We start from the raw sequence: 20,609 nt of genomic DNA, 5'->3' as shown, positions 1-20,609 counted from the left end.
GATTCTGTCTTCCGCGCCGCCCTGGGGCCGCGCAGACTTATCCGGTTCAGGCTGAAAATCGTCTCTCAAAAAACGCCTCTGGCGTTGTAAGGTTAAGCCTCACGGGTCATTAGTACCGGTTAGCTCAACGCATCGCTGCGCTTACACACCCGGCCTATCAACGTCGTCGTCTTCAACGTCCCTTCAGGACTCTCAAGGAGTCAGGGAGAACTCATCTCGGGGCAAGTTTCGTGCTTAGATGCTTTCAGCACTTATCTTTTCCGCACTTAGCTACCGGGCAGTGCCATTGGCATGACAACCCGAACACCAGTGGTGCGTTCACTCCGGTCCTCTCGTACTAGGAGCAACCCCCCTCAATTCTCCAGCGCCCACGGCAGATAGGGACCGAACTGTCTCACGACGTTCTAAACCCAGCTCGCGTACCACTTTAAACGGCGAACAGCCGTACCCTTGGGACCTACTTCAGCCCCAGGATGTGATGAGCCGACATCGAGGTGCCAAACACCGCCGTCGATATGAACTCTTGGGCGGTATCAGCCTGTTATCCCCGGAGTACCTTTTATCCGTTGAGCGATGGCCCTTCCATTCAGAACCACCGGATCACTATGACCTGCTTTCGCACCTGCTCGAGCCGTCACTCTCGCAGTCAAGCCAGCTTATGCCATTGCACTAACCTCACGATGTCCGACCGTGATTAGCTGACCTTCGTGCTCCTCCGTTACTCTTTAGGAGGAGACCGCCCCAGTCAAACTACCCACCAGACACTGTCCGCACCCCGGATTACGGGGCCACGTTAGAACATCAAACATTAAAGGGTGGTATTTCAAGGATGGCTCCACGCAGACTGGCGTCCGCGCTTCAAAGCCTCCCACCTATCCTACACATCAAGGCTCAATGTTCAGTGTCAAGCTGTAGTAAAGGTTCACGGGGTCTTTCCGTCTTGCCGCGGGTACACTGCATCTTCACAGCGAGTTCAATTTCACTGAGTCTCGGGTGGAGACAGCCTGGCCATCATTACGCCATTCGTGCAGGTCGGAACTTACCCGACAAGGAATTTCGCTACCTTAGGACCGTTATAGTTACGGCCGCCGTTTACCGGGGCTTCGATCAAGAGCTTCTCCTTACGGATAACCCCATCAATTAACCTTCCGGCACCGGGCAGGCGTCACACCGTATACGTCCACTTTCGTGTTTGCACAGTGCTGTGTTTTTAATAAACAGTTGCAGCCAGCTGGTATCTTCGACTGGCTTCAGCTCCGGGAGCAAGTCCCTTCACCTACGCGCCAGCGTGCCTTCTCCCGAAGTTACGGCACCATTTTGCCTAGTTCCTTCACCCGAGTTCTCTCAAGCGCCTTGGTATTCTCTACCTGACCACCTGTGTCGGTTTGGGGTACGATTCTGTGTTACCTGATGCTTAGAGGCTTTTCCTGGAAGCAGGGCATTTATCACTTCAGCACCGTAGTGCCTCGTCGTCACGCCTCAGCGTTAAAAGAGTCCGGATTTACCTGGACCCTCCGCCTACACGCTTAAACCGGGACAACCGTCGCCCGGCTGATATAGCCTTCTCCGTCCCCCCTTCGCAGTAACACCGAGTACAGGAATATTAACCTGTTTCCCATCGACTACGCCTTTCGGCCTCGCCTTAGGGGTCGACTCACCCTGCTCCGATTAACGTTGAACAGGAACCCTTGGTCTTCCGGCGAGCGGGCTTTTCACCCGCTTTATCGTTACTTATGTCAGCATTCGCACTTCTGATACCTCCAGCATGCCTCACAGCACACCTTCGACGGCTTACAGAACGCTCCCCTACCCAGCAACGCATACGCGCCGCTGCCGCAGCTTCGGTGCATGGTTTAGCCCCGTTACATCTTCCGCGCAGGCCGACTCGACCAGTGAGCTATTACGCTTTCTTTAAATGATGGCTGCTTCTAAGCCAACATCCTGGCTGTCTGTGCCTTCCCACATCGTTTCCCACTTAACCATGACTTTGGGACCTTAGCTGGCGGTCTGGGTTGTTTCCCTCTTCACGACGGACGTTAGCACCCGCCGTGTGTCTCCCGTGATAACATTCTCCGGTATTCGCAGTTTGCATCGGGTTGGTAAGCCGGGATGGCCCCCTAGCCGAAACAGTGCTCTACCCCCGGAGATGAGTTCACGAGGCGCTACCTAAATAGCTTTCGGGGAGAACCAGCTATCTCCCGGTTTGATTGGCCTTTCACCCCCAGCCACAGGTCATCCGCTAATTTTTCAACATTAGTCGGTTCGGTCCTCCAGTTAGTGTTACCCAACCTTCAACCTGCCCATGGCTAGATCACCGGGTTTCGGGTCTATACCCTGCAACTTAACGCCCAGTTAAGACTCGGTTTCCCTGCGGCTCCCCTATACGGTTAACCTTGCTACAGAATATAAGTCGCTGACCCATTATACAAAAGGTACGCAGTCACCCCATAAAAGAGGCTCCCACTGCTTGTACGTACACGGTTTCAGGTTCTGTTTCACTCCCCTCGCCGGGGTTCTTTTCGCCTTTCCCTCACGGTACTGGTTCACTATCGGTCAGTCAGGAGTATTTAGCCTTGGAGGATGGTCCCCCCATATTCAGACAGGATACCACGTGTCCCGCCTTACTCATCGAGCTCACAGACCGTGTGTTTTTGTGTACGGGAGTATCACCCTGTACCCTGCGACTTTCCAGACGCTTCCACTAACACACAGGCTGATTCAGGCTCTGGGCTGCTCCCCGTTCGCTCGCCGCTACTGGGGGAATCTCGGTTGATTTCTTTTCCTCGGGGTACTTAGATGTTTCAGTTCCCCCGGTTCGCCTTGCAGCACTATGTATTCATGCTGCAATGATGCACAGAGTGCACCGGGTTTCCCCATTCGGACATCGACGGCTGTAGCGGTTCATATCACCTTACCGTCGCTTTACGCAGATTAGCACGTCCTTCATCGCCTCTGACTGCCTGGGCATCCACCGTGTACGCTTAGTCGCTTAACCTCACAACCCACAGGCGTTTTCACGCTGCGGACTGCAAGCATTGAGAGACCCGACCGTATCGCTCTGCCATCCCTTATTACGGAGGGATGACGCGCTACGTCGTTTCAATTTTCAGCTTGTTCCGGATTGTTAAAGAGCAAATATCTCAAACGCGTCTCCGCCGCTTACGCAGCCGAACCGGTTTTGAGATACTGTGGAGACACCTTTCACCTGTCACCAAGCAGGTGGCGTCCCCTAGGGGATTCGAACCCCTGTTGCCGCCGTGAAAGGGCGGAGTCCTAACCGCTAGACGAAGGGGACACGATAGTGTCACGACTTCGCAGCCGTCCTGCTCATTACTTTTTATCAGACAATCTGTGTGAGCACTGCGCGGGAAGGTATCTTAAGGTAAGGAGGTGATCCAACCGCAGGTTCCCCTACGGTTACCTTGTTACGACTTCACCCCAGTCATGAATCACAAAGTGGTAAGCGCCCTCCCGAAGGTTAAGCTACCTACTTCTTTTGCAACCCACTCCCATGGTGTGACGGGCGGTGTGTACAAGGCCCGGGAACGTATTCACCGTGGCATTCTGATCCACGATTACTAGCGATTCCGACTTCACGGAGTCGAGTTGCAGACTCCGATCCGGACTACGACGCACTTTGTGAGGTCCGCTTGCTCTCGCGAGGTCGCTTCTCTTTGTATGCGCCATTGTAGCACGTGTGTAGCCCTACTCGTAAGGGCCATGATGACTTGACGTCATCCCCACCTTCCTCCGGTTTATCACCGGCAGTCTCCTTTGAGTTCCCGACCGAATCGCTGGCAACAAAGGATAAGGGTTGCGCTCGTTGCGGGACTTAACCCAACATTTCACAACACGAGCTGACGACAGCCATGCAGCACCTGTCTCAGCGTTCCCGAAGGCACCGGGGCATCTCTGCCCCGTTCGCTGGATGTCAAGAGTAGGTAAGGTTCTTCGCGTTGCATCGAATTAAACCACATGCTCCACCGCTTGTGCGGGCCCCCGTCAATTCATTTGAGTTTTAACCTTGCGGCCGTACTCCCCAGGCGGTCGACTTAACGCGTTAGCTCCGGAAGCCACTCCTCAAGGGAACAACCTCCAAGTCGACATCGTTTACGGCGTGGACTACCAGGGTATCTAATCCTGTTTGCTCCCCACGCTTTCGCACCTGAGCGTCAGTCTTCGTCCAGGGGGCCGCCTTCGCCACCGGTATTCCTCCAGATCTCTACGCATTTCACCGCTACACCTGGAATTCTACCCCCCTCTACGAGACTCAAGCCTGCCAGTTTCAAATGCAGTTCCCAGGTTAAGCCCGGGGATTTCACATCTGACTTAACAGACCGCCTGCGTGCGCTTTACGCCCAGTAATTCCGATTAACGCTTGCACCCTCCGTATTACCGCGGCTGCTGGCACGGAGTTAGCCGGTGCTTCTTCTGCGGGTAACGTCAATCGGCGCGGTTATTAACCGCACCGCCTTCCTCCCCGCTGAAAGTACTTTACAACCCGAAGGCCTTCTTCATACACGCGGCATGGCTGCATCAGGCTTGCGCCCATTGTGCAATATTCCCCACTGCTGCCTCCCGTAGGAGTCTGGACCGTGTCTCAGTTCCAGTGTGGCTGGTCATCCTCTCAGACCAGCTAGGGATCGTCGCCTAGGTGGGCCATTACCCCGCCTACTAGCTAATCCCATCTGGGTTCATCCGATAGTGAGAGGCCCGAAGGTCCCCCTCTTTGGTCTTGCGACGTTATGCGGTATTAGCCACCGTTTCCAGTGGTTATCCCCCTCTATCGGGCAGATCCCCAGACATTACTCACCCGTCCGCCACTCGTCACCCGAGAGCAAGCTCTCTGTGCTACCGTCCGACTTGCATGTGTTAGGCCTGCCGCCAGCGTTCAATCTGAGCCATGATCAAACTCTTCAATTTAAAGTTTGATTTGCTGCAACGAGTGCAGCGATGCTCATCTGTAAAACGTCATAATGAATTTCATTATGTGTTCACTCGTGAGGCTTAATATTTTTTGCGTCCGGAGACGCTGATATCAATCCTGCGAGTGCCCACACAGATTGTCTGATAAATTGTTAAAGAGCAGTGCGAACAGTGCGTTAGCGTCCTGTCGCGAGGTGGCGTATATTACGCTTTCCTCCTTCAGAGTCAACCTCTTTTTTTTCAGAAGTTTTCTCCGGCGGCGCAGTCTCCTGTGCCTCTCAGCCCGTTTCCCGTTGCCGGTGTGCCGTGTTGATGGAGGCGCATTATAGGGAGTTTCGCCGGGCTGACAAGTGTTTCTTTGAATTAATTTACTGAGTGCCTCTTTTTTAAACGAACGGCTTAAAAAGAGACGTTTAATGACTGAATAGCGCACAAATAACGCCATGAAACGTTGTAAAGAGACCTGATGTGGCCGAAGGCTGGTGCTATTATTTTGCTTCTTCTCGCAGGAAACCCCAGGAAGGATACCCAATGATTAGATCTGCGCGCAGCATGGCCGGTTTGCCATGGATAGCGGCGATGGCCTTTTTCATGCAGTCGCTCGACGCCACCATACTTAATACTGCCCTGCCCGCTATCGCCACCAGCCTCGACCGTTCTCCCCTTGCCATGCAATCTGCTGTTATCAGCTACACCCTGACCGTCGCGATGCTGATCCCGGTCAGCGGCTGGCTTGCCGATCGCTTCGGCACCCGCCGGGTGTTTATCATTGCGGTTTCTCTTTTTACCCTCGGTTCGCTGGCCTGTGCGCTGTCGCCGACGCTCCAGGTGCTGGTCATATCGCGCGTCGTGCAGGGCATAGGGGGCGCCATGATGATGCCGGTGGCGCGACTCGCGCTGTTGCGTGCCTACCCGCGCAGTGAACTGCTGCCGGTGCTCAACTTTGTGACGATGCCGGGATTAGTCGGCCCGATACTGGGCCCGCTGCTGGGCGGCGTGCTGGTGACCTATGCGACATGGCACTGGATCTTCCTGATTAATATTCCGATAGGCATTCTGGGCATTGTCTATGCCCGTAAATATATGCCGGACTTCACCACCCCTAAACGCCGCTTCGACTTTTTCGGTTTCCTGCTGTTCGGGGCCGGACTGGTAATGATCTCGATCGGGATTGAGCTGTTTGGCGAACGTGTGGTTTCTGCCTGGCTGGCAGGCGGGATATTACTCAGTGGGATTGTGCTGTTGCTTCTTTATATTGTGCATGCCCGGCGTCACCCTTCCCCGCTGATCAATCTGCCGATGTTTAAAACCCGCACCTTCTCGGTCGGCATCGGCGGCAACATTGCGTCCCGTCTTGGAACCGGCTGCGTGCCATTTTTAATGCCGCTCATGTTGCAGGTGGGTTTTGGCTACTCAGCGATTATTGCCGGCTGCATGATGGCACCTATCGCCATCGGCTCCATACTGGCGAAGTCGACGGTGACTCAGCTGCTGCGCTGGCTGGGCTATCGTCGCCTGCTGGTCGGCATCACAACGATTATTGGTATTCTGATCGCCAGCTTCTCTCTGCAGTCTCCGGCAGAAAGCATCATCGTGCTGTTACTGCCGCTGTTTATTCTTGGCATGGCCATGTCAACGCAGTTCACCGCCATGAATACCATTACGCTGGCCGATCTGGATGACGATAACGCCAGTGGCGGCAACAGCGTACTGGCCGTGACGCAGCAGCTGGCCATCAGTTTCGGTGTAGCGGTCAGTGCGGCCGTGCTCCGCTTCTATCAGGAGTTTGAAACGAGCACCATTTCCCAGTTTCACGCCACCTTCCTGACGATGGGGGTGGTGACGGTGCTGTCGGCGCTGACCTTTATGCTGCTGAAAAACGGGGATGGACGGAATCTGATCAGCGATCGCGATAAAAAGAGAAAGCGCTAAACGGAGCCGCGCATGACCAGTTCCGGCGTCAGCACCAGCGTCTGCTGGCTGGCGTCGGGATCGCTGAGCCGATGAAGCAGGGTATCAATCGCCAGTTCGCCCAGCGCATCTTTAGGCTGATGAATGGTGCTGAGTGGCGGAGTGAGATAACGGGCCAGTTCGATATCGTCGTAGCCCATGACCGCCATCTGCTGCGGAATCTGTATGCCAGCCTGATAAAGCGCATGATAGACGCCAACCGCCATAGCGTCGTTGCTGGTGAACACCGCCTGCGGCGGCGTTTCCAGCGACAGCAGCTCGACCATACCGTTGTAGCCGCCCTGAAACTCAAAGTCCCCGCTCACCACATAGCCAGGCAAAATCTCCAGGCCATGCTTTGCCATGGCATTGCGATAACCTTCCAGCCGCATACGCGCCGGCGTTTTATCCTGCGGACCAGCGATACAGGCGATGCGGGTGTAGCCGCTGTCGATAAGATGCTGGGTCGCCAGCTCGCCCCCCAGCAGTGCGTTATCCTGAATGATGTCACCCCGCCCTTCAAAGGGCGCCCAGTCCATCATGACGGCCGGAATCGCGGGATAGCGGTTCAGAATATCGGCCGACGGCAGATGACTTTCGGTGCACATGATCAGTAAGCCATCCACGCGCTTCTGCATCAGCGTTTCCAGGCTGCGGTTCATCCGCTTCTCGTCGCCCGCCGTGTTGCAGAGGATCAGGCTGTAGCCGCGCTGGTAGCAGCTCTCCTCCACGCCCCGCACCACTTCGGCATAAAACGGGTTGCTGCTGGTTGTCAGCAGCATCCCGATCGTGTGCGTCTGATTGATTTTCAGACTGCGCGCCAGGGCGGAAGGGGCGTAATTGAGATGGCGTATCGCCTGCTCAACCTTCTCCCGCACGCCGTCGCTCACAAAGCGATTGTTGTTGATGACGTGCGAGACGGTGGAGGTGGAGACGCCCGCCAGCCGGGCAACATCTTTCATGGTGCTCAAGCGCTTAGCCCTGCTGCTGCAAAAATTCATCGATCTCCGCGCGCCACGGCACGGAGGGCTGCGCACCCGGTCGGGTAACGGCGATCGCGGCGGCGGCATGGGCAAATCGCACCGCGTCGTCGATCGGTTTCTGCTCCAGCCGCGCGGTAATAAAGGCACCGTTAAAGGTATCGCCCGCCGCGATGGTGTCGATGGCCTTCACGCTGAAGCCGGCAATACGCTGACCTTCGCCCTGTTCGCTCAGCCAGACGCCGCGGCGTCCCAGGGTAATCAGGACCGTGCCGATGCCTTTGGCATGCAGCACTGCCGCTGCGCGCGCCGCATCGTCGTCGCTGCTGACCGCAATGCCGGTCAGACTCTCCGCTTCGGTTTCATTCGGAGTGATGATGTCGATCAACGCCAGCAGCTCATCTGAGAGCGGGGTGGCGGGCGCCGGATTCAGGATCACCTGGGTCTGATGCTGTCGGGCGAGCCGGGCGGCCGCGAGGACGCTCTCCAGCGGGGACTCCAGCTGCATCAACAGTGCATCGGCCCCGGCGATCACCTGCTGATGACGCGTCACATACGCGGGCGTCAGCGCCGCATTCGCACCGGAGTAGATGCCGATATTGTTCTCACCTTCACCATTGACGAAGATCATCGCCACGCCTGTCGACTCACCCTCAACGACCCCGACCGGCGTGGTATCAATGTTGTCCTGCGCCAGCTGCTGGCGGATACGTTCGCCGATGTCGTCAGCGCCCACACAGGCGATAAAGGCGATATCGGCACCCGCACGACCGGCTGCGACGGCCTGATTGGCACCTTTACCGCCAAACGCAATCTGATACCCCTGCCCGATCACCGTTTCACCGGGACGAGGGAAGTGCGCCAGATTAAGGATGTGGTCAGCGTTAATGCTGCCAAGAACGGCCAGTTTTGCGTTTTTGCTCATAGGGGAGTCCGGAATAAGTGCGCCACCGGAAGGGTGGCGCGGTGCCCTGCTTTTCTTTGAGTTATTGAGTGACCAGCTTCAGGTCGACCGGATTGATCGCCTTCACTTTTTCACCCTTCAGCACTTTATCAGCGGTATCCACGCCGATCATGCCAATTTTGTCTGGCATCTGTGCCACGGTCGCAGACAGTTTGCCACCTTCGACGGCTTTAACGCCATCAGCGGTGCCGTCAAAACCTACCACGATCACACCGGTTTTACCGGCAGTCTGCAGCGCACGCAGTGCACCCAGCGCCATTTCATCGTTCTGAGCGAAGACCGCCTGCACATCCGGATGAGCCTGCAGCAGGTTCTGCATGACGTTCAGACCCTTGGTGCGGTCGAAATCAGCAGGCTGGCTGGCAAGGATCTGGAACTTGTGGGCCTCTGCGGCCTGCTTGAAGCCTTCGCCACGTTCACGAGCGGCAGACGTTCCGGCAATGCCCTGCAGCTCAATAATTTTGGCGTTCTCGCCCACTTTCTTCGCGATGTAGTCACCCGCCATTTTACCGCCGAAACGGTTATCTGAAGCAACGTGGCTGACCACGGTGCCCTGTGCAGCCACGCGGTCCAGCGTGATTACCGGAATCTTCGCCTGGTTCGCCATCTTCACGGCATTGCCCACGGCATCAGAATCGGTTGGGTTGATCAGCAGCAGTTTGGTGCCGCGAACCGTCAGATCCTGCACGTTCGCCAGCTCTTTCGCCGGGTTGTTCTGAGAGTCCAGTACCACCAGGTTGTAGCCCAGCTTGTCCGCTTCTTTCTGAGCCCCCTCTTTCAGCGAAACAAAGAACGGGTTGTTCAGGGTTGAGACCACCAGCGCGATGGTATCTTTTGCCATCGCACCGGTGCTGAGCGTTGCGCCAAGGATCGCAGCCAGTATGGTTAACTTTTTCATCTTATTATCCTGTGTAAGGTCAGAGTTATTTACTGCTTTTATTATCCACCAGCACCGCCAGCAGGATGACTACCGCTTTAACGATCATCTGGTAGTACGAAGAGACGCCCATCAGGTTCAGGCCGTTATTCAGGAAGCCGAGGATCAGCGCGCCAATCAGGGTGCCGAAAATACGCCCTTTACCGCCCGCCAGGCTGGTTCCGCCCAGCACCACTGCCGCAATCGCATCCAGCTCATAGCCGGTGCCCGCCGTCGGCTGTGCTGAGGAGAGACGCGCCACTTCAATCGTGCCCGCCAGCGCCGCCAGCATGCCACTCAGTGAATAGACGATGATTTTGACGCGATTGACGTTGATGCCGGAAAGACGCGTTGCCGCCTCGTTTCCGCCCAGGGCATAGATGTAGCGACCCAGGCGGGTGTGCTGCAGCATGTACCAGGCGGCGATGAAGACCACCGCCATCAGCCAGACCGGCGCAGGAACGCCCAGCGGACGACCGATACCAAACCAGCCCAGTAGATCGGCATTGGCGCTGAAGCCGGTGTTAATCGGGCTGCCGTCGGTGTACACCATGGTGACACCGCGCAGCAGCAGCATCATAACCAGCGTGGCGATAAACGCCTGTACCTTGCCGCGCGCCACAATCGTGCCGGTCACACCGCCGATAGCCGCCCCCAGCGCCAGCGAGGCCGCCACCGCGACAAGGGCATTCACTTCCATACCGACCAGCGAGGCGCCCACCGCACCGGTCAGGGCCAGCAGCGAGCCGACAGAAAGGTCGATACCGGAGGTCAGGATCACCAGCGTCATTCCCACCGCCATAATGGCGTTAACCGAGGTCTGCTGCAGGATGTTGAACAGGTTCGCCACGGTAAAGAAGTTCGGGCTCTGGCTGGCCACCACGGCGATCAGCACCAGCAGCGCAATCAGCGACTTCTGTTCCAGCAGCCAGCTTTTGCTAAACCAGCGACGGCTGGCAGGTAAAGTTTGGGTCGTCATACCACTAAATCCTCGCTGTGTTGCTTGCCTACGGCGGCGGCCATCAGGCTCTCCTGAGTGGCCTCTTCCCGGGTAAATTCGCCGCTGATACGGCCTTCATGCATCACCAGTATCCGGTCGCTCATGCCCAGCACTTCCGGCATCTCCGAGGAGACCAGAATGATGCTCAGCCCTTCGGCTTTAAACTGGTTAATCAGTTGATAGATCTCTTTCTTTGCGCCGACATCCACACCGCGCGTCGGCTCATCCAGAATCAGGACGTCCGGACGGGTCATCAGGCCGCGGGCTATCGCCACTTTCTGCTGGTTTCCTCCCGACAGCAGGCCAATCGGCTGCTCCATCGAGGGGGTTTTGACGTTGAACAGCCGGATGAAGTCACCCACCGCCAGCTGCTCCGCCGCATGTTTCAGGGTGCCGCCGCCGTGACTGAAGTAGCGAAGCGCCGTCAGCGACATGTTCTCTTTTACCGACATGCCCAGCACCAGGCCATCGCGCTTACGATCTTCGGAGATGTAGACGATGCCGTTTGCCAGTCCATCCTGCGGTGAACGCGTGACCACTTCCCGGCCATTGAGCCACAGGGATCCGGTCCGACGCGGCAGCGCGCCATAGAGCACTTTCATCAGTTCGGTCCGGCCCGCGCCCATCAGCCCGGAGATGCCCAGGATTTCACCTTTGCGCAGGCTGAAGCTGACCCCCTCCACACCCGGCCCGCTGACGTTCTCCACGTTGAGCCGCACCTCGCCGGGTGCCTGGTCGATATGGGGATATTGATCTTCCAGTTTGCGGCCGACCATCATCTCGATCAGGCTCTCTTCCGTCAGCGCACTGACCGGACGTTCAGCGATAAACTGACCATCGCGGAACACCGTGACGTCATCGCAGATCTCAAAAATCTCTTTCATGCGATGCGAGATATAGACGATGCCGCAGCCCTGCGCTTTCAGTTCGTTGATCACCCGAAAAAGCGACAGCGTTTCGGTGTCGGTGAGCGCATCAGTTGGCTCATCCATGATGATCACTTTTGACTCGAAGCTCAGCACCTTGGCGATCTCGACCATTTGCTGATCGCCAATCGACAAATCGCCCACCAGCTTATGGCTGCTGAAGCGCAGGTTGAGTCGTTTCAGCAGTGCATCGGCTTCGGCATACATCCGTGACCACTGGATACGGCCAAAGGCCGTGACATATTCGCGGCCGAGAAAAATGTTCTCCGCCACGGTTAACTGCGGGATCAGGTTCAGTTCCTGATGGATAATGCCAATACCCGCTTCCTGTGAGGCTTTTGGCCCACTGAAACGGGTCTCTTTGCCCAGCCAGCGCAGCGTACCGGCATCATACTGATAGATGCCGGTCAGCACTTTCATCATGGTGGACTTGCCTGCGCCGTTCTCGCCCACCAGCGCCATGACGCGTCCGGCCCGGACATTCAGCGACGCGCCCTTCAGGGCTTTCACGCCCGGAAAAGATTTTTCAATGCCGTCGAGTTGCAGTAAAGGTTGCATAGCCGCCTCAGAAGGTCACACCGGCGCTGAGGATGACATTCGCAAACGGAGAACACTCTCCGCTGCGAATGACCGCCTGACTACGCTGCGTTTGTTGTTTGAATGTCTCATGACTGATGTAGCGGATGGTGATGGTATTTCCCTGGTGCTGTTGCAAGGCTTCGAGCACGGCGATCAGCGCGCCATGAAGTGACGGATTGTGCTGCTTAATCTCCTCGGCGATCAGGGCGCCCTCGACCTGCATCTCCAGTGCAACGGCATTCACCACCTGCATAAAATCGGGCGTACCCGGCGTAAGCGCTAAGTCAATGCGCTGCGGTCCTGCCGGGATCGGCAAGCCAGCATCGGCAATGGTCAGCGTATCCGTGTGTCCCAGGCGGGCAATCACATGAGAGAGTTCAGCGTTTAACAGGCGACCTTTTTTCATCTTTTCACTCCATAGCGAAACGTTTCGCTTTCAGGAGTGTATGAAAAGCCGTCAGCAACTCAATCGGCAGATCAGAAATCTGTGATCGCCATCGAAACGTTTCGCTTAAGCGGGGGAAAATTTGCGTTAAGGCGGAAAGGGGCCGGGAAAGCGGGGCCGCAGAGGCGGCCCGGCAGGATGAAGAAGGGCGGCTATGGCCCCCTGAAAGGAGCCTGCACCCGGTGCGTTAAGGCAGCTTCTTAACCTGCTTCACATCCAGCTCAACGCTGTTGAAATCTTTATCCAGTTCACCCGTCAGCTCAACGTTGTCCTGCGGGGAAACGGTCTGCCCGTTCCAGTGCTTGCGATCGATCTCCACCTTCATCGTCCCGGTCTGGTCACGGAACAGATAGTCTTCATGGCCGATCTGCTTTTCCAGCTTACCGCGTACGGTGATCCAGCTGTCATCCTTCATCTCTTCTGCCTGCTTCACGGTCACTACGCTGGTGTGGTCGGCTCTGAATCCACCCTGACCCTCTGCGGTCTGCGTCTGCGCGGCGGGTGCGCTGGGATCAACAAATCCGCCCTGCTGAGCAGCAAAAACCGGTGCGGAAGCCAGCATTACGACGGCCAGAATTGCAGCGTGCTTTTTCATGGTGTACCCCTTTTTTAAGTCATGGTGCCGGTGTGAATCAGCCCAGTAGACCACAGGGTTCTTAACAGCTTCTTAAGCGGTAAAAATAAGCGTTCCGGGCCGGAATCCGCTGTACAAGCCGGAAGGGGCTTCGTATAAAACGCTATCAGCAGAGGGAGACGGGATGCGTATTTTACTGATTGAGGACGATTGCCTGATTGGCGACGGCATTAAGGCGGGGCTGAGTAAGCTGGGCTTCAGTGTGGACTGGTTTACCTCGGGTGAGACGGGCTTTAACGCCGTGACGGCGGCGCCGTGGGATGCGGTGATTCTGGATCTCTCGCTGCCTGAGCGCGACGGGCTCGATATCCTGCGGCAGTGGCGACAGCAGGGCAACGATGTGCCGGTGCTGATCCTGACCGCCCGCGATGCGCTCGACCAGCGGATCGAAGGGTTGCAGCAGGGCGCCGACGACTACCTGTGCAAACCCTTTGCCCTGACCGAAGTGGCCGCTCGCTTACAGGCGCTGATCCGCCGCCGTCACGGCCAGCTGCAGCCTGAACTCCGTCACGGCAACGTGGTGCTGATCCCGGGCAGCCACAGTGTGATGTGCGATGGCGATCCGGTGGCACTGAAAAGTCGCGAACTGGCGCTGCTGGAACTCTTTATGCGCAATCCCGGCCGGGTACTGACGCGCAGCCAGCTGGAAGAGAAGCTCTATAGCTGGGATGCCGACGTCTCCAGCAACGCGGTGGAAGTGCATATCCACCATCTGCGTAAGAAGCTGGGCAGCCACTTTATCCGTACGCTGCATGGCGTCGGTTACACCCTGGGAGCCGCCGGATGCGATCAATGAGCCTGTTTCTGCGACTCGGCCTCGGCTTTGTGCTGCTGCTGGCGATCTGCTGGGGCAGCGCCAGCCTCAGCGCCTGGCATCAGACCCGTGAAACCCTGGATGAGCTCTTCGATACTCAGCAGATGCTGCTGGCCAAGCGGCTGCTGACACTGGATTTCGCCTCGCTCGACCCGGTTACGCTGCCCACCACTAAAGCGATGCTGCGCCACCATCGCGGCGATCAGGATGATGACGCCCTGGCGTTTGCGGTCTTCACGCGCGACGGCAGGCAGGTGCTGAACGATGGTGATAATGGCCGCTATCTGCCGTTTGAGGCGGAGTATCAGGGATTTCACGAGGGGCAGCTCACCAACGATGACGATCGCTGGCGGTTCGTCTGGCTGACCACACCCGACAGGCAGTTCCGCGTGGTGGTGGGCCAGGAGGTGGAGTACCGGGATGACATGGCGCAGGATCTGATGCGCGCCAGCGTTCTGCCGTGGCTGATCGCACTGCCGTTTATGCTGCTGTTGCTGATCGCGCTGGTCTGGTCTGAACTGCAGCCACTGAAGACGCTGGCACGGCAACTGGCGCAGCGTGCGCCGGATGATGACACCCCGCTGCAGGCCGACCGCGTGCCGAAAGAGGTTCAGCCGCTGATGGTCGCGCTTAACGGGCTGTTCAGCCGCATCAGCGCCATGGTGCAGCGTGAACGGCGCTTTACCTCCGATGCCGCTCATGAACTGCGCAGTCCGCTGGCGGCGCTGCAGGTGCAAAGCGAGGTGATCCAGCTGACGGCAGATGATGAAGTGATGCGCACCCATGCGCTGCAGCAGCTGGATACCGGCATCATCCGTGCGACCCGGCTGGTGGATCAGCTGCTGACGCTCTCGCGGGTGGAAGCGGAGGATGCCCGCAGCGCCTTCGAACCGGTGGCGCTGAAACGCACGGTGCAGGAGACGCTGGCTGCCCAGTTGCCGCTGGCGGATAAAACGGGTGTCACCCTGCGGCTGCATGCGGAGGCCGATCCGCAGCTTCAGGGAAATCCGCTGCTGCTGTCGCTGCTGGTGCGCAATCTGCTGGATAACGCCATTCGTTATACGCCCGCGGGCAGTGAAGTCGATGTGCGGTTAGGGGCAAACAGCCTGTCGGTGGAGGATAATGGCGAGGGGCTGAGCGACGCCGATCGGCAACGGCTCGGTGAGCGTTTCTGGCGACCGCCGGGTCAGGCGAAGAGTGGCAGCGGACTGGGATTATCGATCGTCCGCCAGATTGCGCAGCTGCATGGGATGCATGTCGCCTTCAGCCAGCGACCCGGCAGCGGACTCTGCGTCACGCTGCGCTGGTGAGCGCCCACCCCGTAAGGCGGGCGCGGCCGATCAAATCTCGACCTGGGTTCCCAGCTCGATCACCCGGTTTGGCGGGATCTCAAACTGGTCCGGCGCACGGAGCGCGTTGCGCTGCAGTGCCAGGAAGAGTTTGCCGCGCAGGCGCAGATACCACGGACGTTTGCCGATGATCAGCGACTCGTGCGACATAAAGAAGGAGGTTTCCATCATGCGGCAGTTCAGCCCTTCCAGCCCGCACCGATGGAAAATCTCCTCGACATTGGGCGTTTCGCGCCAGCCGTAGCTCGCCACCACCCGCCAGAAGGTAGGCGACAGCTGCTCAATGGTGACGCGCCGCACGTTATGAACGTAAGGGGCATCTTCTGTCCGCAGCGTCAGCAGTACGACCCGCTCATGCAGCACTTTGTTGTGCTTGAGGTTGTGCAGCATGGCAAACGGAATCACATTCAGGGCGCGCGACATATAGACCGCCGTGCCTGGCACTCGCACCGGCGGCGACTTCTCCAGTGAGGCGATCATCGCCTCCAGGGAGTTGCCATGCTCATGCATGCGGCGCAGCAGACGGAAGCGTTCGCTTTTCCACGTCGTCATGATGATAAACATCACCATGCCGAGACAGAGCGGCAGCCAGCCACCCGAGAAGATTTTCACCAGGTTCGCCGTGAACAGCGGCACGTCGATACAGAGCATCAGCACCAGGATGACGCCGACCGCCAGCTTATGCCAGTGCCAGTTTTTCACCGCCACGGTGCAGGAGAGGATCGCGGTCAGCACCATGGTGCCGGTCACGGCGATACCATAGGCCGCGGCCAGGTTGCTGGAGTGCTCGAAGCTGATGATCACAATCAGCACCGCAAAATAGAGCACCCAGTTGATGACCGGAATATAAATCTGGCCCGATTCCCGCTCAGAGGTGTGAATGATGCGCATCCCCGGCAGATACCCCAGGCGCACCGCCTGACGGGTCAGCGAGAAGACGCCGGAGATCACCGCCTGTGACGCGATAACCGTCGCCAGCGTCGCCAGAATCAGCATCGGGATCAGCGCCCAGTCCGGCGCCAGCAGAAAGAAGGGGTTCTTAATCGCTTTAGGATCGCTGAGTAACAGCGCCCCCTGACCAAAGTAGTTCAGCACCAGCGAAGGCAGCACCACCGAGAACCATGCCAGCCGGATCGGCACTTTACCGAAGTGCCCCATATCGGCATAGAGCGCTTCAACGCCGGTAATCGCCAGCACCACCGCGCCCAGGGCGAAGAAGGAGACCGATTTATAGTGCAGAAAGAACTCGACGGCATAGGCGGGATTCAGCGCGTGCAGCACCTCCGGATTCTTCATGATGCCGAGGCCGCCAAGCACGGCCAGCACCAGGAACCACACCAGCATCACCGGGGCAAAGAGTTTTCCCACCATGCCGGTGCCATGTTTCTGGATCACGAACAGCAGCGTCAGGACCGCGATCGACATCGGCACAATAAAGGGATCCAGCGACGGCGCGGCTATCTCCAGGCCTTCAATGGCTGACATCACCGAAATAGCGGGCGTGATCACCACCTCGCCATAGAAGAAGCTGCCGCCGATCAGGCCCATGATCACCAGTATCGCCGTGGCGCGCGCCCCGGTATGCCGGCCGGCCAGCGACATCAGCGTCAGAATGCCGCCCTCACCTGCGTTGTCGGCGCGCATCACATAACTGATATATTTCAGTGAGACCACCAGCACCAGCAGCCAGAAAATCAGCGACAGAAAGCCAAATACCGCTTCCCGTTCAACACCGAAGCCAAACTGTCCGGAGAGACATTCACGCAGGGTATACAGCGGACTGGTGCCGATATCCCCGTAAACAACACCAATCGCGGCCAGCGTTAATCCACGAAGTGACTGCTTATTATCCGAGCTCATAGAGTTATCTTTTGTTGGAGTCTAAGAGGCGCATCACCCCTCGCTCAGGCCATCAAAAAGCGCACAGTATGCACGTATTGCCGAAAATTCCTATACCCGCTTCGCCTCTCAGCCCGGCTCACGGGGCCATTTCAGCGGGTAAAGTCTCATTTAACGCCACTTTTAACCAGGCAAACCTTCTGAAACAAAAAAGCTGACAGCTATCAACGCTTTCACGCATGATGATCTATAGAGTAAGGCGCTTGCTTAAGCGCGGCGGCCCGACGATCGTAAGGATATTGATGTGATTATGGCTCAACCCCACCTTTTGGCAGAAAGAATTTCTCGCCTTAGCAATGCGTTAGAAAAAGGATTGTATGAGCGGCATCACGCCATTCGCCTCTGTCTGCTGGCGGCGCTGAGCGGTGAGAGCGTGTTCCTGCTGGGACCGCCCGGTATCGCCAAGAGCCTGATTGCCCGCCGCCTTAAATATGCCTTTCAGCACGCCCGCGCCTTTGAATATCTGATGACCCGCTTCTCCACGCCGGAAGAGGTGTTTGGCCCGCTCTCGATCCAGGCGCTGAAGGATGAAGGACGCTATCAGCGTCTGACTAAAGGCTACCTGCCCGACGCGGAGATCGTCTTTCTGGATGAGATCTGGAAAGCCGGTCCGGCGATCCTGAATACCCTGCTGACCGCCATTAACGAACGTCGCTTCCGCAACGGCGACAGCGAAGAGAAAATCCCGATGCGGCTGCTGGTCACCGCCTCCAACGAGCTGCCGGAAGCCGACAGCGGCCTTGAGGCCCTGTATGACCGGATGCTGATCCGCCTGTGGCTGGATAACGTGCATGAGAAGCAGAACTTCCGCAGCATGCTGACCCACCAGCAGGATGAACACACCAATCCGGTCGCGGAATCGCTGCGCATCAGCGACGAGGAGTATGCGCAGTGGCAGCGCGGCATCGGCCAGGTCTCGCTGCCCGATGCGGTGTTTGAGCTGATTTATCAGCTGCGCCAGCAGCTGGAGAGCCAGCCCGCCGCGCCCTACATCTCCGACCGTCGCTGGAAGAAGGCCATTCATCTGCTGCAGGCGAGCGCCTTTTACAGCGGGCGCAACGCCATCGCGCCTATCGACCTGATCCTGCTGAAAGATTGTCTCTGGCACGACGTCGCCTCCATGCAACTGCTGGAGCGCGAGATCGATCAGCTGATGACGCTGCACGCCTGGCAGCAGCAGCCGATGCTGCTCAGACTGCAGCAGATCAAGGCGCGACGTCTGGCGCTGCAGCAACAGGAGAGCATCGCCCAGGCGATCACCCTGGAAAAACACAGCGGCATGTTCAGCCGCAAACCCCATTACGACATGCCGGAGAACCTCACCGATGAGCAGCTGACGCTGATGCTGCAGAAGCCGCTGACGCTGCACGATATGCAGGTGACCCATCTGGTCATCGCCCGTGATGCCCTGAATCAGTGGCTGCAGAAAGGGGGCGAGGTGCGCGGCAAGCTTAACGGCATCGGCTTTGCCCAGAGTCTGGATTTGCAGGTGGATGCACAGCACTGTCTGGCGGTCCGGGATGTCAGCCTGCAGTCGTCGCGTCTGACCCTGCCTGGCGTCAGCCCCCATGAGCCGCTGCCGGATGAGATCAGCGAGGCGCTGGATGCGCTGGAGAGCGAGCTGCGCTCCCAGCGTCATCTCTTCAGCCAGCATCAGCGCTGCCTGTTTATCAGCGATGACTGGCTGGCGCGGGTGGAAACCAGCCTGCAGGATGTGGCGGAACAGCTGAAACAGGCGCGGAAATGATCTCAGTTGAGACGCTCAGCACCCTGCTCTCGGTAGGTGAGACCGAACTGATTGAAGAGCTGATTATTGCTCTGCTGGCGTCTCCCCAGCTGGCGCTGTTTTTTGAAAAATTTCCCGGCCTGAAAAAAGCGCTGCTGCGCGACGTGCCGCGCTGGCGGGCAGAGATCAATGCGGAACTCCGGGCCACCCCCGTTCCGGCCACGCTGGCGGAGGAGTTTCAGCTGTTCCAGCGCATACAGCTGCTCAGCGATCGCGAATTCTGCCACCAGCTGGACACCACCCTCAGGGCGCTCGAAAGCCTGCCGTCCCCCTTTCTTAATGAAGCTCACCGGCTGCTGCAGCACACGGAGGCCCGTCAGCTCAGCAGCGCACAGCACCAGCTTTTTTTACAGCGCTGGCGGCTGAGCCTGACCCTGCAGACCCTGACGCTGAATCAGGATCTGCTGGAGCAGCAGCGCGAACGTCTGATGGCGGAACTGCAGCAGCGCATGGCGCTGAGCGGTCAGCTGGCACCGGTTCTCGGCGATGATGATGAAGCGGCCGCCGGCCGGCTGTGGGACATGAGCAAAGCGTCCCTGCAGCCCGGCGACCCTCAGCTGATGCTGCAGTATGGCGATTTTCTGGCGCAGCAACCGGAGCTGATGACGCTGGCCCAGCAGCTGGGACGCAGCCGCGAGGCCAAATCGGTGCCGTCGCAGGAGGCGCCCATGGAGGCCTTCCACCAGCTGGTGCAGGAGCCGGACGCCGTGCCGGAGGAGGTCAGCGGCATTCATCAGAGCGACGATGTGCTGCGTCTGCTGCCGCCGGAACTCGCGGCGCTGAGCATCAGCGAACTGGAGCTGGAGTTTTACCGGCGGCTGGTTGAGAAACGGCTGCTGACCTACAGGCTGCAGGGCGACGCCTGGCATGAGAAGGTGACGATGCGTCCGGTCAGCCACCAGCAGCATGAGGAGCAGCCGCGCGGCCCTTTTATCGTCTGCGTGGATACCTCCGGGTCAATGGGGGGCTTTAACGAGCGCTGCGCCAAAGCCTTTTGTCTGGCGCTGCTGAAGGTCGCGCTGGCCGATTGTCGTCGCTGCTACATCATGCTGTTCGCGCATGAGGTGATTGGCTATGAGCTGACCGGCGATGACGGGCTGGAGCAGGCGATCCGCTTCCTGAGCCAGCGTTTTCGCGGCGGCACCGATCTGGCCGCCTGCCTCTCCTCGGTGGTGACCCGGATGGAGGGCAGCGCGTGGCAGGAAGCCGACGCGGTGATCGTCTCCGATTTTATCGCTCAGCGCCTGCCGGAAGAGGTAATCGGCGCGATTAAAAAACGCCAGCGACATAATCAGCAACGTTTTCACGCCGTGGCAATGTCGGCCCATGGAAAACCCGGCATTCTGCGCATCTTCGACCATATCTGGCGCTTCGATACCGGCATGAAAAGCCGCCTGCTGCGGCACTGGCGGCGTTAAGTCATCTGACAGAAAAGCTTCTT

The 20,609-nt window shown here is 58.1% G+C and carries 13 protein-coding genes, 1 tRNA gene and 2 rRNA genes; 5 read left to right on the top strand and 11 right to left on the bottom strand.

All coding sequences use genetic code 11. The features are described from left to right. Nucleotides 1-88: 88 nt before the first annotated feature. The 3 genes from J1C59_RS00375 to J1C59_RS00365 form a co-directional block, all read right to left on the bottom strand. Nucleotides 89-2,995 (bottom strand): 23S ribosomal RNA (locus J1C59_RS00375). Nucleotides 2,996-3,220: 225 nt separating this feature from the next. Next, a tRNA-Glu gene (locus tag J1C59_RS00370) sits at nt 3,221-3,295 on the bottom strand. An 88-nt stretch (nt 3,296-3,383) separates the two neighbouring features. Continuing rightward, nucleotides 3,384-4,923, bottom strand: a 16S ribosomal RNA gene (locus J1C59_RS00365). Together the 16S and 23S rRNA genes with 1 tRNA gene alongside form the textbook arrangement of a ribosomal RNA operon. A gap of 534 nt (nt 4,924-5,457) precedes the next feature. Here J1C59_RS00365 and mdtD point away from each other — a divergent pair. After that, entirely contained in the window at nt 5,458-6,858 is a 1,401-nt protein-coding gene (gene mdtD / locus J1C59_RS00360) for a multidrug transporter subunit MdtD (protein ID WP_128084211.1), read from the top strand. Here mdtD and rbsR read toward each other — a convergent pair. The 7 genes from rbsR to J1C59_RS00325 all read right to left on the bottom strand — a co-directional run bounded on the left by rbsR (nt 6,855) and on the right by J1C59_RS00325 (nt 13,281). After that, nucleotides 6,855-7,838: a ribose operon transcriptional repressor RbsR gene (gene rbsR, locus J1C59_RS00355; protein WP_140917368.1), complete on the bottom strand. Its 984-nt coding sequence runs from the start codon at nt 7,836-7,838 to the stop codon at nt 6,855-6,857. The genes mdtD and rbsR overlap by 4 nt on opposite strands. Before the next feature lie 13 nt (nt 7,839-7,851). Continuing rightward, nucleotides 7,852-8,781, bottom strand: a complete 930-nt coding sequence (gene rbsK, locus J1C59_RS00350; protein ID WP_128084212.1) for a ribokinase — start codon at nt 8,779-8,781, stop codon at nt 7,852-7,854. Nucleotides 8,782-8,842: 61 nt separating this feature from the next. Further along, entirely contained in the window at nt 8,843-9,718 is an 876-nt protein-coding gene (rbsB, locus tag J1C59_RS00345) for a ribose ABC transporter substrate-binding protein RbsB (RefSeq protein WP_140917334.1), read from the bottom strand. 25 nt (nt 9,719-9,743) lie between these two features. Further along, the gene (gene rbsC / locus J1C59_RS00340) at nt 9,744-10,715 is read right to left on the bottom strand and encodes a ribose ABC transporter permease (RefSeq protein ID WP_128084213.1); all 972 of its coding nucleotides are present in this window, start codon (nt 10,713-10,715) and stop codon (nt 9,744-9,746) included. Then, nucleotides 10,712-12,220, bottom strand: coding sequence for a ribose ABC transporter ATP-binding protein RbsA (gene rbsA, locus J1C59_RS00335; RefSeq protein WP_128084214.1), 1,509 nt, complete (start codon nt 12,218-12,220; stop codon nt 10,712-10,714). Before rbsA ends, rbsC begins: the two co-directional genes overlap by 4 nt. 7 nt (nt 12,221-12,227) lie before the next feature. Beyond that, nucleotides 12,228-12,647: a D-ribose pyranase gene (rbsD, locus tag J1C59_RS00330; protein ID WP_111140937.1), complete on the bottom strand. Its 420-nt coding sequence runs from the start codon at nt 12,645-12,647 to the stop codon at nt 12,228-12,230. A gap of 226 nt (nt 12,648-12,873) precedes the next feature. Further along, on the bottom strand, nt 12,874-13,281 hold the full coding sequence (locus J1C59_RS00325) for a YgiW/YdeI family stress tolerance OB fold protein (RefSeq protein ID WP_128084215.1): 408 nt from the start codon (nt 13,279-13,281) through the stop codon (nt 12,874-12,876). Between the two features lie 163 nt (nt 13,282-13,444). On the opposite strand from J1C59_RS00325, the gene qseB reads away from it, so the two are divergent. Together qseB and qseC are read left to right on the top strand one after the other, a co-directional pair. After that, a complete protein-coding gene (qseB, locus tag J1C59_RS00320; RefSeq protein WP_128084216.1) occupies nt 13,445-14,116 on the top strand; it encodes a quorum sensing response regulator transcription factor QseB in 672 nt (223 codons plus the stop codon). Further along, nucleotides 14,104-15,444: a quorum sensing histidine kinase QseC gene (gene qseC, locus J1C59_RS00315; protein ID WP_208721885.1), complete on the top strand. Its 1,341-nt coding sequence runs from the start codon at nt 14,104-14,106 to the stop codon at nt 15,442-15,444. The genes qseB and qseC overlap by 13 nt, the downstream gene beginning before the upstream one ends. A 30-nt stretch (nt 15,445-15,474) precedes the next feature. On the opposite strand, the gene kup is transcribed toward qseC, so the two are convergent. Further along, nucleotides 15,475-17,343 carry a low affinity potassium transporter Kup gene (gene kup / locus J1C59_RS00310; protein WP_128084218.1) on the bottom strand — a complete coding sequence of 623 codons (1,869 nt, stop codon included), beginning with the start codon at nt 17,341-17,343 and terminating at the stop codon, nt 15,475-15,477. A 289-nt stretch (nt 17,344-17,632) separates the two neighbouring features. Here kup and ravA point away from each other — a divergent pair, with 289 nt between their 5' ends. Beyond that, nucleotides 17,633-19,129: an ATPase RavA gene (gene ravA, locus J1C59_RS00305; protein WP_128084219.1), complete on the top strand. Its 1,497-nt coding sequence runs from the start codon at nt 17,633-17,635 to the stop codon at nt 19,127-19,129. Then, nucleotides 19,126-20,586: an ATPase RavA stimulator ViaA gene (gene viaA, locus J1C59_RS00300; protein ID WP_140917335.1), complete on the top strand. Its 1,461-nt coding sequence runs from the start codon at nt 19,126-19,128 to the stop codon at nt 20,584-20,586. Before ravA ends, viaA begins: the two co-directional genes overlap by 4 nt. Nucleotides 20,587-20,609: the final 23 nt, after the last annotated feature.

The sequence above is a fragment of the Pantoea deleyi genome (assembly GCF_022647325.1).
GTDB lineage: Bacteria > Pseudomonadota > Gammaproteobacteria > Enterobacterales > Enterobacteriaceae > Pantoea > Pantoea deleyi.
Note: the sequence above shows the minus strand (reverse complement) of the source record. Positions and strands in the feature narration are given on the sequence as shown.

Bases quoted from the DNA above. Each gene is read 5' to 3' on its own strand.
- mdtD (WP_128084211.1), top strand. From the start codon at position 5,458: ATGATTAGATCTGCGCGCAGCATGGCCGGTTTGCCATGGATAGCGGCG.
- rbsR (WP_140917368.1), bottom strand. From the start codon at position 7,838: ATGAAAGATGTTGCCCGGCTGGCGGGCGTCTCCACCTCCACCGTCTCG.
- rbsK (WP_128084212.1), bottom strand. From the start codon at position 8,781: ATGAGCAAAAACGCAAAACTGGCCGTTCTTGGCAGCATTAACGCTGAC.
- rbsB (WP_140917334.1), bottom strand. From the start codon at position 9,718: ATGAAAAAGTTAACCATACTGGCTGCGATCCTTGGCGCAACGCTCAGC.
- rbsC (WP_128084213.1), bottom strand. From the start codon at position 10,715: ATGACGACCCAAACTTTACCTGCCAGCCGTCGCTGGTTTAGCAAAAGC.
- rbsA (WP_128084214.1), bottom strand. From the start codon at position 12,220: ATGCAACCTTTACTGCAACTCGACGGCATTGAAAAATCTTTTCCGGGC.
- rbsD (WP_111140937.1), bottom strand. From the start codon at position 12,647: ATGAAAAAAGGTCGCCTGTTAAACGCTGAACTCTCTCATGTGATTGCC.
- J1C59_RS00325 (WP_128084215.1), bottom strand. From the start codon at position 13,281: ATGAAAAAGCACGCTGCAATTCTGGCCGTCGTAATGCTGGCTTCCGCA.
- qseB (WP_128084216.1), top strand. From the start codon at position 13,445: ATGCGTATTTTACTGATTGAGGACGATTGCCTGATTGGCGACGGCATT.
- qseC (WP_208721885.1), top strand. From the start codon at position 14,104: ATGCGATCAATGAGCCTGTTTCTGCGACTCGGCCTCGGCTTTGTGCTG.
- kup (WP_128084218.1), bottom strand. From the start codon at position 17,343: ATGAGCTCGGATAATAAGCAGTCACTTCGTGGATTAACGCTGGCCGCG.
- ravA (WP_128084219.1), top strand. From the start codon at position 17,633: ATGGCTCAACCCCACCTTTTGGCAGAAAGAATTTCTCGCCTTAGCAAT.
- viaA (WP_140917335.1), top strand. From the start codon at position 19,126: ATGATCTCAGTTGAGACGCTCAGCACCCTGCTCTCGGTAGGTGAGACC.